The 13,979-nt window shown below is 42.6% G+C and carries 7 protein-coding genes; all 7 read left to right on the forward strand.

Going from position 1 to position 13,979, the window contains the following annotated elements; translation table 11 throughout:
- Nucleotide 1 precedes the first annotated feature (1 nt).
- The 7 genes from brxC to brxL are packed head-to-tail and all read left to right on the forward strand — an operon-like array spanning nt 2 to nt 13,920.
- Nucleotides 2-3,649, forward strand: a complete 3,648-nt coding sequence (gene brxC, locus ACMCM8_RS05575) for a BREX system P-loop protein BrxC (protein ID WP_412726284.1) — start codon at nt 2-4, stop codon at nt 3,647-3,649.
- 15 nt (nt 3,650-3,664) lie between these two features.
- On the forward strand, nt 3,665-7,366 hold the full coding sequence (pglX, locus tag ACMCM8_RS05580; RefSeq protein WP_412726286.1) for a BREX-1 system adenine-specific DNA-methyltransferase PglX: 3,702 nt from the start codon (nt 3,665-3,667) through the stop codon (nt 7,364-7,366).
- A 1-nt stretch (nt 7,367) separates the two neighbouring features.
- A complete protein-coding gene (locus tag ACMCM8_RS05585; RefSeq protein ID WP_412726288.1) occupies nt 7,368-8,183 on the forward strand; it encodes a pentapeptide repeat-containing protein in 816 nt (271 codons plus the stop codon).
- Nucleotides 8,180-8,818, forward strand: coding sequence for a nucleotidyltransferase domain-containing protein (locus ACMCM8_RS05590; RefSeq protein ID WP_412726290.1), 639 nt, complete (start codon nt 8,180-8,182; stop codon nt 8,816-8,818). The genes ACMCM8_RS05585 and ACMCM8_RS05590 overlap by 4 nt, the downstream gene beginning before the upstream one ends.
- The gene (locus ACMCM8_RS05595; protein ID WP_412726292.1) at nt 8,815-9,099 is read left to right on the forward strand and encodes a hypothetical protein; all 285 of its coding nucleotides are present in this window, start codon (nt 8,815-8,817) and stop codon (nt 9,097-9,099) included. Before ACMCM8_RS05590 ends, ACMCM8_RS05595 begins: the two co-directional genes overlap by 4 nt.
- A 3-nt stretch (nt 9,100-9,102) precedes the next feature.
- Nucleotides 9,103-11,844, forward strand: a complete 2,742-nt coding sequence (gene pglZ, locus ACMCM8_RS05600; protein WP_412726294.1) for a BREX-1 system phosphatase PglZ type A — start codon at nt 9,103-9,105, stop codon at nt 11,842-11,844.
- 15 nt (nt 11,845-11,859) lie between these two features.
- Nucleotides 11,860-13,920, forward strand: coding sequence for a protease Lon-related BREX system protein BrxL (gene brxL, locus ACMCM8_RS05605; protein WP_412726296.1), 2,061 nt, complete (start codon nt 11,860-11,862; stop codon nt 13,918-13,920).
- The last annotated feature ends 59 nt before the right edge of the window (nt 13,921-13,979 follow it).

Consider the following 13,979-nt stretch of genomic DNA (forward strand, 5'->3'; position numbering starts at 1 on the left):
TATGCAAATCAAACAGCTTTTTACCAAAGATATTGAGCGTAAAATAAATGGTGTTGTTAAAGCAGATCAAACAGAAAATGACATTGTATTCACTGAACTTGATGAATATGTCATAACCAAGGAACTTGCTCAGCACTTTGAAAAATTCTTTGATGCCTACATGCCATCGGTTAGAGATCCCAAGGCCAAAGCGGCATCTGGTAAATTAGGCATCTGGGTCAGTGGCTTCTTCGGTTCAGGTAAATCGCACTTCATTAAAATTTTGTCTTACCTGTTAAAGAACATTAATGCGACCAATGGTGCAATTGATCGTACTGCTATCGAGTTTTTCAAAAACAAGAGTCTTGATGGTTTCTTGATGGGCGAGATAGATACCGCCATCAGTAAAGATAACACTGTCATCCTGTTCAATATTGATAGCCGCGCCAACACAGACGATGGTGATAACGCCATTTTGAAGGTGTTCCTGAAGGTATTTAACGAGGAGATGGACTTCAGTGGAGATCACCCGCATATAGCGCACCTAGAACGTGAACTAACCAGTAAAGGTGTCTTTGATAAATTTAAAACCGTTTTCCAAGAAATGACTAATGTGGAATGGGTTGCAGAGCGTGATGCGTATGATTTCTATCGTGATGATTTAGCCGAGGCACTGGCTAAAGTCACCGAGCAGTCTGCTGAATCAGCAAGACAGTGGGTAGATAACCTTGAACGCAACTTTTCCCTCGATGTGGCCAATTTCTGTAAATGGGTGAAGGAATATCTGGATCAGGATTTCAATCGCCGTGTGCTGTTCTTTGTGGATGAAGTAGGCCAGTTCATTGGCAACAACACCCAAATGATGCTGAAGCTGCAAACCATCACCGAAAACTTAGGCACCATCTGTGAAGGCAGAGCGTGGGTAGTTGTGACGTCTCAGGAGGATATAGACGCGGTAATTGGCCAGATGTCAGGCTCAAAAGGCCATGACTTTTCAAAGATCCAAGGCCGATTTGAACGTCTGTCACTATCCAGCTCCAACACCAGTGAAGTTATTGAAAAACGTTTACTGGAAAAAGAAACCACAGCACGCGACGCCCTGCAATCACTATACGACAAAAAAGGCGACATCCTGCGCAATCAGCTTGCATTCGATGCCACTACTACGGCAGAGCTGGCTAACTACAAAGACGCAACCAGTTTTGTACATGCGTATCCGTTTGTGCCATACCATTACATTTTGGTGCAGAAGATTTTTGAGGCCATTAGAAAAGCAGGGGCAACAGGCTTGCACCTAAGCCGGGGCGAGCGTTCGTTGTTAGATGCCTTCCAAAGTGCTGCACAGCAAATCAGTAATGAAGAAGTGGGCGCTTTAATCCCGCTTTACCGTTTCTATCCGGCTATCGAAAGCTTCCTCGATACAGCAGTAAAACGCGATATCGACAATGCATCAGACAAAGACTCAATTTCAGAATTTGCCGTCAATATCCTCAAAACACTGTTCTTAATCCGCTATGTGGATGTGATCAAATCCACCTTGGATAACTTGGTTACTCTGTGCGTTAGCAAAGTTGATGAAGACCGGCTTGCACTGCGTCGCCAAATAGAACAGGCGCTTAACGTACTGGAACAGAATTTATTGATTGCTCGACAAGGCGATGAATACATCTTCCTGACTAACGAAGAAAAAGAAATTGAGAAGGAAATCCAGCATACCGAGATTGAAGTCTCGGATGAAACAGCAGAGCTAAGCAACATCATTTATGAAGAAGTGCTGCGCCGTAAAAACCAATATACCTACCCGGAAAATAACCAATTGTTCCCAGTCAGTCGGTTTTGTAACGGCATTCCCAGAGATGGTGCGGTTGAAAACGACTTGGTTGTGAAGGTGATTTCCCCCATAGATGCGAACTATGCAGAGTACATTCACACAGTGTGTATGAATAACTCCGCAGAAGGCAATGGTGCCATTCTGATCAAGTTGGAAGACAGTAAGCAGCTTTTTGATGAACTAAGAACCTTTATCAAAACCCGCAAATTCTTGCGTATGACCGGTGGTAACCGCCCTGAGCAGGAACAATTGCTGCGCGACAAAGCATCTGAAAATCATTCTCGCCATAAACGAATGATTACAGCGTTTGAAGAGCTAGTTAAAGATGCGCACTACTATGCGCTTGGCTCCCAACTCAACCCTAAAGGTAGCTCAGTATCAGTCATATTAGAGGATGCCTATCGCTATGTGATTGAAAACACCTTTAGTAAACTCAAACTAGTTCGTCGTTTTCCCGGAGACATACGCCGTGAAATTCAGCAAACACTGGTTGCAGATGACGCAAGCCAAATCGGTTTGGATTTAAAAGCCGATGAGGTGAATCCGGAAGCCACTTTAGAAGTGGAAAAATACATCACATTGGCCGATGAAACCGGCCGTTTAACCACTGCCGAAGATGTAGTTAAACGCTTCTCAAAACGTCCGTTCGGTTGGAATGACGAAGAAATCCTATTGATCATGGCGCGTTTGGCGCTGGCAAACAAAATTTGTTTCCATATGCGCCAACAGGAAGTCCCGCTTAAGAATGTCTACGACAACCTCAGTCAAGTGCGTAAACGTGCTGAACTACGGGTACGTAAAATTAAGCAGCAGTCAGAAGCCAATCTCAAACGAGCTGCCAAACTTTACCGCGATGTGTTCTCAGTAAATGCGCCTGAATCGGAAAAAGAGCTGTTTAATGCCGCGCAAGACAAACTGCGCTCCATGAAAACTAAGTTAGATGGCTTCGCTCAAAAGGCCTCTACAGGTCAATACCCCGGCACCAATGAAATAGAACATGGGCGAGTCTTACTCGCCGGGTTAATAGAAACCCAATCCAGCTTTCAGTTTATTGATCAATTCTTGGATGCCAGTAATGACTTGCTGGATTTCGAAGAAGACTTTGAAGATCTGGAAAACTTTTATGAAACCCAGTTCAACACATGGCAGCGTTTAGCCAGAGCATTGGCTGTTGATTTTGAGCGTAACCGTAAAGCGCTGGAAACCGATGAGCAGGCAACAAAAGCCCTAAGCCAGCTTGAAACTATTTATAACAACGCTCGCCCATACCGAGACATTCGCAACATTGATCCTCTGATTGAGCAAGTTGAGAAGGTCAACTTCCAGTTGCTTGAAAAAAGGCGGGAACATGCCAGAGAGCGTATTGAACATCGGATTGGCTTAGTACAGGACCAGATCAAACAAGCGCATGCACCGAGTGAGCTAAGTAACCGAGTGCTGATGCCGCTGCAAAATGCCATTAAACGTTTAGATAAACTGCAAGCCATCGCCGACATTCTGCAAGAGCAAGCTGAAGCGCAGGTACTGGAAGAAGAGGCGTACCACGCCATTAACGTATTTATCGAACAGCAAGAAGCCGAACGTAAAAGGCAGCAAAAGGTGTACCCAACACTAGAAGGTGAAGGCTTAGATGATGGTAAGAAAGCACCTCAGGTAGCAGAAAAACCGGTATCTCCGCCACCGAAAAAAATGGTTACCGTCGATACCGCTTCTATTGTTCGCAAAGTAAATGATTCTGGTGTGCTCGAAACAGAGCAAGATATTGATGCCTATTTAGCCGCGCTAAAAGCAGAACTTACCACCTTGGTAAACAGCAATAACAAAGTGCGCATAAAATAAGCAGGGATATAAACCATGAATACCAAGAACTTAAAAGCTTACGCCCCTAAGGCACGCCGCCAGTTTATGGATGCGGTGGCAAAACGTGCCGCACACTTTGGCATTTACGAAGATGAAATCGCCCCAGTCACCTTTGAGGGCAGTACCGCTATTATTGAAGGAAAAGCATTTAGCAAACAACAAGGTGAGCAGCGTAAACGACTAGAAAAGCAGGTAGATGAAAAGCCCTTAGCGACTCATAAAGAACGCTATGAACTGTTTATTCGCGAAATGGCCTACACATGGTTTAACCGCCTTGCCGCGCTTCGCTATATGGAGTTACACGACTATCTGGAACATGGCTTTAGGGTATTAAGTAACCCAAAAAATAAAGAGGGCTTGCCAGAAATCCTCGACCGTGCGGCCGATGTGGCCGATACGTTGGAGCTAGATAAAGCACAGATCATCGAATGGCAATTAGCCGGTGATAAGCAGGAAATGCTTTATCGCGAGCTACTACTCGGTCAGTGCCATTACTTACACAGTGTGATGCCGTTTTTATTTGAGGCCATTGATGATGCCACTGAGCTACTGCTACCGGATAACCTCACCAAAACCGATTCCATCCTTAAAGGGCTGGTAAACGATATTCCGGAAGAAGACTGGCAGCAAATTGAAGTGATCGGTTGGCTCTATCAATTTTATATCTCCGAGCATAAAGATGACGTTATCGGCAAGGTTGTAAAATCAGAGGATATCCCGGCTGCGACTCAGCTATTTACCCCTAACTGGATAGTAAAGTATCTGGTGCAAAACAGCATTGGTCGTCAGTGGTTAGCTACCTATCCGGATTCTTCCATCAAAGCTACAATGGAGTATTACATTGAACCTGCCGAGCAAACAAATGAAGTAAATGCTCAGCTAGCCGCTATTACACCAAGTAGTATTGATCCGCAATTAATCAAAGCACTCGATCCAGCATCAGGCTCAGGCCATATCCTAGTTGAAATTTATGAATTGCTGCGTGAAATCTACTTAGAGCGTGGTTATCGCCTGCGTGAAATTCCAGAGCTAATCCTCACCAAAAACATCTATGGTTTAGATATCGACGACCGTGCAGCACAGCTTGCCGGTTTCGCCCTGCTGATGATAGCCCGCGAAGATGACCGGCGCATTTTTCAGAGGGTTCAGGATGGCAGCGTTAAGCTCAATGTTTACGCATTACAGTCTACCGAAGGTTGGGATTGCGCATCGCTTTGGCAAGCGCTGAACCTTGATGGAAAAGCCAAACAAGGCAGCAGCGGTGACTTATTTGCTGAAAATGCGGGTTTTCAGCAACCGACTGGCCTGTACGCTGAATATTTCGATTTGCTCAAATATCTGATTGTGTCATTTGAGCAGGCGAAAACACTAGGCTCACTGATTCAAATCGACCATCAATATCAGCCAACACTTGAGCAACTTAAAGCCAAACTACTGGATAAATTGCAAGATACCGATCCCGCTGCTATCGCAGGCGCAGAGCAACTATTGCCAGTGGTGGAACAAGCGATAGTGTTAGCTCAGAAATATGATGCGGTGATTGCAAATCCGCCCTATATGGGCAGCAACGGCATGAATGCTGAGCTAAAAGATTTCGCTAAAAGCGAATTCCCTAATTCCAAAGCTGACCTATTCGCGATTTTTATGGAGCGAACATTCAAGCTATTGACTAAAAATGGAAATAACGCGCAAGTAAACATGCAGTCTTGGATGTTTTTGTCTAGTTATGAAAAAGTAAGAGAACATCTTTTAGAGACCAAGACTTTCATCACTATGGCCCATCTTGGCGCAAGGGCTTTCGGGCAGATCTCCGGTGAAGTTGTTCAAACCACTGCGTGGGTAATTTCAAACAAGCATATAAGTAGCTATCGACCCTCCTTCATTCGACTTGTGGATGGAAACGAACATGAAAAAAATCAGCAACTACTTTTGAAGAGTAACTTGTACAGTAAATCTTCTCAAAAAGATTTTCTTAAAGTACCAAGCAACCCGATAGCATATTGGATTTCAAATATAGTAAGAGAAAGCTTTATAGAGGGCACTCCATTAGGGAGTATCGCTGAGGCCAAAAGAGGCATAGCTACAGGGAATAATGATGCCTTCATTCGAAATTGGCATGAAGTTGATTTGAGTAAGTTTGGAGTTAATTTGTCAAGAATTAGCGCTCTATCATCCTCGAAAAAGTGGTTTCCACACAATAAAGGTGGCGCTTCTCGAAAGTGGTATGGCAATAATGATTTGGTAATAAACTGGGAAAACAATGGGTTTGATATTAAAAATCAGCCAGCTAAACCAAGTGGAGACAGAGGATGGAGAAATACAAACGAGGAATATTGCTTTCATGACGGAATTACTTGGGGTGGACTGACGAGTTCTGATTTGTGTTTTAGATGGTCTGACTATGGAGCAATGTTCGACACAAACAAGGGACCTATGATGTTTCCCCAAAGTAATCCATACGTTTTGTTAGGTTTTTTGAACTCTCCTGCCGTGAGCGAATATTCTAACATCCTCAATCCTACAGTTTCCTTCCAAAATGCGGATATAAATCGAATCCCATTTCTTGCTGAGAAAGTAAAAGATAAATCTGATTTAATTGAGAAAAATGTCGAGCATTGCGTTCAAATTTCAAAAGAAGATTGGTCATTTTTTGAAGAGAACTGGCAATACAAAAGAGATAAATTGGTAGGGTTTTCTAGTTTAAATTCAACAATTAAAAGTTCGTTCGAAAAGTTTAAATCTCACTCTGAAAACTTAACTTTAAATTTAATAGCATTACAGAATGCAATAAACGAGATATTTAGTAGTTTATTAGAAATTCCCAATAAACCTGTTGAAAAGTCAGATGCACATCTAAAAGGTAACCCTGTCTTTAGATATGGAACTGATGGTACTAAAAATTCTCTTAATAGATTTTGCTCTGATACTGTTTCTGAGCTTTTATCATACTTTACAGGATGTAGCTTCGGTCGCTTTTCTCTTGACCGAGAAGGCCTCGTATACGCTCATTCTGGCAATGAAGGTTTTAAAGAGCTTATTGCCGAAGGAGCCTATCAAACTTTCCCAGCTGACGATGATGGTATTATTCCACTCGCTTCTGAAGAATGGCTATTTGAAGATGATGCCACCGTTCGCTTTCGTGAGTTTGTTAAAACCGTCTGGGGGGGAGAGCATCTTGAAGAAAACCTAACCTTTGTTGCTGAAAGCCTGTGTTTAAATGCTATGAAGCCCCAAAAAGGTGAAAGTGCGATGGAGACGATTCGTCGCTACTTCTCTGAAAAATTCTTCGCAGATCACTGTAGAGTTTATAAAAAACGTCCAATTTACTGGCTATTTAGCTCTGGTAAGGAAAAGGCTTTTGAATGCTTGGTTTACCTGCACCGCTATAACGAAGCTACGCTATCACGCATGCGCACTGAGTATGTGACGCCGCTAATGGGTAAATACGATCACCAGCTTGCCAGAAAAGTAGAAGAAGTAGTCGAGGCTACTGGCACAGAACAGCGCCGCATCGAAAAAGAAATTAAAGACCTAGAGAAAAAACAGGCAGAACTGCGCAAGTTTGACGAAGAACTGAAGCACTATGCCGAAATGCGCATCTCCTTAGATTTGGACGACGGTGTTAAAGAGAATTACGGCAAGTTTGGCAATTTACTTGCAAATGTAAAGGCTATTCATGGCAAGGTGGCCAAGTAGTATGAGCACGGAAATGCAACCATCAGAATGGACAGAGAACCCGGTTAAACACCTCGAAGATATTGAGTTTAGTGTAGCAAGTGCTAATGGTAATCGGCTTAGCAAAGCTCACATGCTTAGAGTAAGTGCTGTAGGAAAGACCTTCGAGAAGGTAGATTTTCGATATAGCGTATTTGATGATTGTTACTTTAGAAAATGTAAATTTATAAACTGTGACTTTACAGGAGCACAACTTAAAAATAGTAGCTTCAGAAGCTCTGAATTTGTTGGATGCAAATTTGATTATGTCCGTTTCAATAATACTAGAATCACCAATACAATTCTCGATAATAATCAACCCGGATTCGAAAATGTTGCGCTGGAGTTTGCACAATCTCTGCGAGTCAACTTTGGTCAGATCGGTGACGTAGTGGGAGTCAATAAAGCGATTAAGCATGAGCTGATGGCTACTAAAACACATCTCAAAAAAGGAGCTTTTTCATCTGAAGGTTGGTATCGAGATAAATACACAAGTTGGGAGAGAGCAAAGTTTGTCTGGAACTATCTCACATTCAGCACGCTTGATTTTATCTGGGGTAATGGAGAGTCTTTATTTAAGATATTTCGAACTATATGTCTCGTAATTTTTGCCTCCACGCTGTTTTCAATTGTATCTGGCGAAGCTCTAATTAATTCTCTGCAAGCTTCAGTAGTGGTTTTTTTGGGTCTTGATACCGATGCACTACCTTCAAAGCTAGGCATACCACTGGTCTTTTGTCGTTTTGTCCTTCTCGGAATGTTTGTATCAGTACTCGTAAAGAGGTTATCTAGGCGATGAATGCATCATTGAGATACGTCTTTGGCTCTTTAATTTCAGGCGACTTCGACTCAGGTTCAGATGTTGATGTTTTAGTTATAGCAGACAATAACGAGTTGAAATGTCCGAAAGATTGGTCACTTTATACTAAATCTGGAGTACGGAATTTATATAAAAAAGGGACGTTGTTTGCTTGGCACCTCTATCAAGATGCAGTTCCCGTTTCTTCTGAAGCAAGAGAATATGATTTTTTACGTGAAATCGGCCCTCCGTCGCATTACGACTCAGCACTCTCAGAAATAGATGAATTGAAAGGCATAATTCAGTCGGCCTTTCTGGAACTTTTAGATTCAACACCGTCCCGAATATTTGAAGTAGGATTGATTGCCGTAGCGGTAAGAGATATCGCAATGGCCGCATCAGTGCACATTGTAGGGCGATTTGACTTCAGCAAATTTGCTCCTTTTAAACTTGGAAAGTTGTCTCTTGATATACCGAAGTCCCTTTACTTGAACATGCTTAGTTGCCGAAGAGCGACCATTCGAGGGGAAGATTTACTAAATATTAAATGCCCAGAGAATGAGCTTATGCAAGAAAGGGAAAGCATTACTCGATGGATCGATACTGTAGTGGAAAAAATTGAGAGAAAAATATGACAAGTTTTGTTGAACGAATTGGCTTCGAGCGCAAAGTGTTAAAGTTCGTTAACCACTGCATAGTAGATGCTCAGTTGACAGGGTTAACTTTTGCTGCGTTGGAAACTTGGAAGCATAACCACGCAGTAAATGATGAAATATTTGATCTTCTTCTTAAGTTATCAACAGCTTTGAAAACTATTAACCAAAGATCTGGAGAAGTTTTTAACAGCACATATCAAGAAAACTCGCTCAGATGCGAAAAACTATTCCAAGATATTAAACTGGCTTTGAGTAACTGATATATGGACTTGTTGAAAATAAAAGATGGCATTGTAGCCAAGTTCACAGACAGCCGTATCGTGTTTTGGCAAGACGAAGATCAGGAGTTTAATGAACAACTTGCTGATGTTCGTGTTGCTATGCGAGAAAATGAAATAGAGCTAATAGAGCTTGATGAAGAGTCACAATTAGAAGTAAAGCAACGTATAGAGCTTGAACAGCCTCAGCGTAAATTTTTGTTGTACAGCAACGCACCCATTAACGCCCCTAAGCGGGATTGGCTTTACGATATTCGCCAGTTCGGGGCACATTTTTACGCAGACTCCAGTGCCATTATTTTAAATGAGCTTGGTATGCGTATGGAATTTAGGCAGGATATCAGCCGCTACAAGCGCTTTTTTGGTAGTAAACAACGCTACAGCAAACTACAAAAAATATTACCTGAGCAATCTGATAAAGCGCTATTAGAACTCGCTATGATCGCAGTTTTACTCAAGGTAGAGAGTGTCAGCTTCAGCGCAGTTGTTCATCAGCTTTTTGACACTTACGCCCAAAGTCCAGATGAAGCAAATCAACTATTGGAAGAACTAAACAAGTATGATCTAGCTAAACCACTGTGGAGCTTTGTTGTTGAAGAATTCGGTTACATTGAACCTGCACTTTGGCAAAGCTCTGATATCCCACACGATGATGAACAAACTAAACAGCCATCTTTGCATGACTTATTGATAAAACTACTGGTCACCGATTGTTTTCAAGCGTTGCAGTCGGCTGGTGTTGATGCAGCAAATCACAAGTTTGGTCAAAGCTTATCCGCTCATCTTTTGCCAATAAGGTTGGACAGAAATACTTACGATCAATTGCCCTGCGAATTACAAGACAAGATGGGCAATGCAGCCGCAAAGCGTGCTGGTGTGATTAATTTTGTCGCTAACTGGAGAGAAAGTCGTACACTCGCGGCCAGTTACAATTTGATAGCCAGTGATATAGGTGTCGAACTAGAGGTATCTAATAAGTTAGCTGATTTATCTCGTCCAGAAATGCTACTGCAAGTTGAAACTTTCAAAGAAGCCGATCAGCAATTGCTCAAGACCCTCGCAAAAGACTTACCAGCCTTTGCTCGTGTTGATGTTGATGATTGGGTTACTAACCGCTTGCGTGGTCACTGGTGTGATGCCACGGATAATTTCGCGCCAATGTACAAGGCGCTTAAAGCCGCTCGTCATTTTTATGAGTTGAAAGAAAAGCATGTTGATGGCTTTGATTTTCAAAGTTGCAAACAGTTTTACACTGCTTACACCAAAGAGCTGTATCAGTTTGACTATGCCTACCGCGTCTTTTGTGAAAACTGTATTGAGTTAAACAAATCAGATGGTGGTGATCTACTAAAAGCAACAGGTCTGGTTGATGACATTGAACGGCTGTACGTTGACTGGTTTTTGCATGATCTTGCTGTTGTTTGGGGCAAGCTGGTTGATAGCGAGTCATTGTTGGACAACTGGAAAATAGCTGGTGTAAATAATCAGCAAAGCTTCTTCACCCAAGAAGTTAAGAGTATTCTCAGCAACGGTCCAGCTAAGCGAGTGTTTGTCGTCATATCAGATGCGCTGCGTTATGAGGTGGCGAATGAAATTGGTCAACAGATCAATGATGAAAAACGCTATCAGGCAAAACTGCATTCTCAACTGGGGGTAGTGCCGAGTTATACCCAACTTGGTATGGGCAGCTTGCTCCCCCACAAAACCATGACTGCACATTTAGGTAAAACCGTGGAATACCGCGCTGACGCTTTATCAGTTCATGGTTTGGATAATCGTAATAAGATTCTGAATAAGTACAAGGGCGCAGCATTTAAAGCAAATGACGTACTTAACTGGACGAATCAGGAAGGACGCGACAAAGTCAGAGACTTAGAAGTTGTTTACATTTACCACGACAATATTGACGCTATTGGTGATAAGCAAGCCACTGAAAACCTAACATTCGAAGCTGCACGTGATGCCATCAGTGAAATTAAGAATTTAGTATCTAGAATAATTAATCGCTTGAATGGTAGTCGCGTGATCGTGACTGCCGACCACGGCTTCTTATTCAAAATGACTGATGTCACCGACTCAGATAAGACATCTCTTAAAGTCAAACCTGATGGGGCTGTAGAAGCTAAGAAGCGTTATGTAATTGGTATGAAGTTACCAGCTGATAGTTATTACTGGACTGGTAGATTGGCAAATACTGCCGGTATTGATGTGAGCAATGGTGATAACGCTGAGTTTGTTGTTCCTCGTGGTAGTAATCGTTTTAATTTCGTAGGTGGAGCTAAGTTTATTCACGGTGGCATTATGCCACAAGAAATCTGCGTGCCGGTATTACATGTACGTGAGTTGGATACTAAGGCGCAAACCAAGCACTCCAAACAAAAAGTTGGGGTTGTGCCATTAAACAGCCCAGTCAGAATCGTTAGCAATATTGACCGCATCCAGTTACTGCAAACCGATGCCGTGGGTGACAAGTTCAAATCAAGAGAGTTGGAGCTTTGGATAGAATCCCCAGAAGGAGTGCGCATGAGCGCCATCGAGAAAGTGCTGTTTGACTCGGCTTCAGACAAGCTAGATGACCGCAAACGCAACGTTTCTATGAAGCTAGAAGGTAGCGGCTTTGATCGCAATTTAGGCTACAAACTCATTTTAAAAGATACTGATGCCAGTCAGTCTATTGTTACGCATACAGTAACGATTGATCTGGCTATTGAAGACGACTTTTTCTAGGGAGGGCACGGATAAATGACTGATAATAAGAATGAAATGAATAACATCCGTAGCGAAGATTTAGATGAATTGCTCATTACTGAGTTTAAAGGCCGTGTTGTTCGTAAAGATCTTACTAAGCAACTCAAAGAAGGGGCAAATGTTCCGGTATACGTGCTTGAGTATTTACTGGGTATGTACTGCTCTGCCGCAGAAGATGATCTTATTCAGGAAGGCCTCAAGAACGTAAAGAAAATCCTGACTGAGAATTACGTGCGACCAGATGAGGCTGAGAAAGCCAAGTCTCTCATTCGAGAAAAAGGTACGCATAAGGTTATTGATAAAGTCACGGTAAAGCTAAACCAGAAGAAAGACGTCTACGAAGCAAGCTTATCTAACATTGGTATTAAAGATGCTGTAGTACCTAATAAAATTGTTAAAGAGAACGAGAAGCTCCTGACAGGCGGCATTTGGTGCATTATTACGGTGAGTTACTTCTATGAAGAAGGTCAAAAAGTATCACCCTTTAGTATCTTGAATTTAAAGCCTATTCAAATGCCTTCTATGAACATGGTCGAGGTTTATAGTGCTCGCTGTAATTTCACGACTGAACAGTGGATCAATGTACTGCTTCGTTCGGTGGGCATGGAGCCTGCCAACATAGAGCAGCGTACAAAGTGGCATTTGATCGCACGAATGATCCCGTTCGTGGAGAATAATTATAATGTTTGTGAACTCGGCCCCCGTGGAACGGGAAAATCCCATGTATATAAAGAGTGCTCTCCAAATTCATTGTTAGTGTCTGGCGGGCAAACTACGGTAGCTAATCTGTTTTACAACATGTCTTCTCGTCAAATTGGTTTAGTCGGTATGTGGGATGTTGTCGCTTTTGATGAAGTGGCAGGAATTCGATTCAAAGACAAAGATGGTATTCAGATCATGAAGGATTACATGGCATCTGGATCATTTTCACGAGGTCGGGACTCGATTGAAGCGAAAGCCTCGATGGTATTTGTCGGTAATATCGATCACAGCGTTGAAACCTTGGTCAAAACTAGCCATTTGCTAGCACCATTCCCGCCTGAAATGATTGATTCTGCGTATTTTGATCGTTTTCATGCCTATATTCCCGGATGGGAAATACCTAAAATGCGCCCAGAGTTCTTCACAGACCGTTTTGGACTTATAACCGACTACTTGGCTGAATACATGCGCGAAATGCGTAAGACGACCTTTTCAGACGCAATTGATAAATACTTCAAGTTAGGGAATAACCTTAATCAGCGAGATGTAATAGGGGTCCGTCGAACCACATCAGGATTATTGAAGTTACTGTATCCTCACGCTGAGTACGACAAAGAGGCCGTGAGAGAATGTTTAACTTATGCCTTAGAATGTCGTCGCCGGGTTAAAGAACAGCTGAAAAAAATTGGTGGTATGGAGTTCTTCGATGTGAACTTTAGTTACATCGATAACGAAACCCACGAAGAATTATTCGTCAACGTGCCAGAGCAAGGCGGAGCGAACCTTATACCTGCCGGGGTGCCTAAACCCGGTGTTGTACATTTTGTTAGTGACGGAGCACTTGGGAAGCTTGGTGTATTTAGGCTAGAAACACAAATGACGGCTGGTAATGGTAAGCATTCTACGTCGGGCTTTGGTTCTGATTCTACAGCCAAAGAGCAGGTACGTGTCGGCTTTGAATACTTTAAGGGTAATCTCAACCGTATTGCTGCCAATTCGAAATACTCTGATCATGAGTTCCATTTACATTTTGTTGATTTGCAGAACAGCGGCAATAGTCATAGCGCCAGCTTGGCTTCACTCGTAGCTAGCTGCTCGATTTTGCTGAACAAGCCCATTCAAGAATCTATGGTAGTGCTGGGTAGCATTACATTGGGCGGTGTCGTTAATCCTGTTCAAGATCTGGCTTCAAGTATGCAAATTGCTTTAGAAGCTGGTGCAACCAAAGTGCTTTTGCCGATGGCATCTGCTAGTGACATACCCAGTGTCCCTGCTGAAACTTTTACGAAATTTCAGGTAAGCTTTTACAGCGATCCTGTTGATGCGGTATATAAAGCCTTGGGAGTTTCCTAATAGGGCATGTAGGAACTATGCGAGCCTCATTTGGCTCGCGGTAAATGATTTCACATTGA

Origin of the sequence: Alteromonas sp. D210916BOD_24, assembly GCF_047159385.1 — a bacterium.
In the GTDB taxonomy this organism is placed as follows: domain Bacteria; phylum Pseudomonadota; class Gammaproteobacteria; order Enterobacterales; family Alteromonadaceae; genus Alteromonas.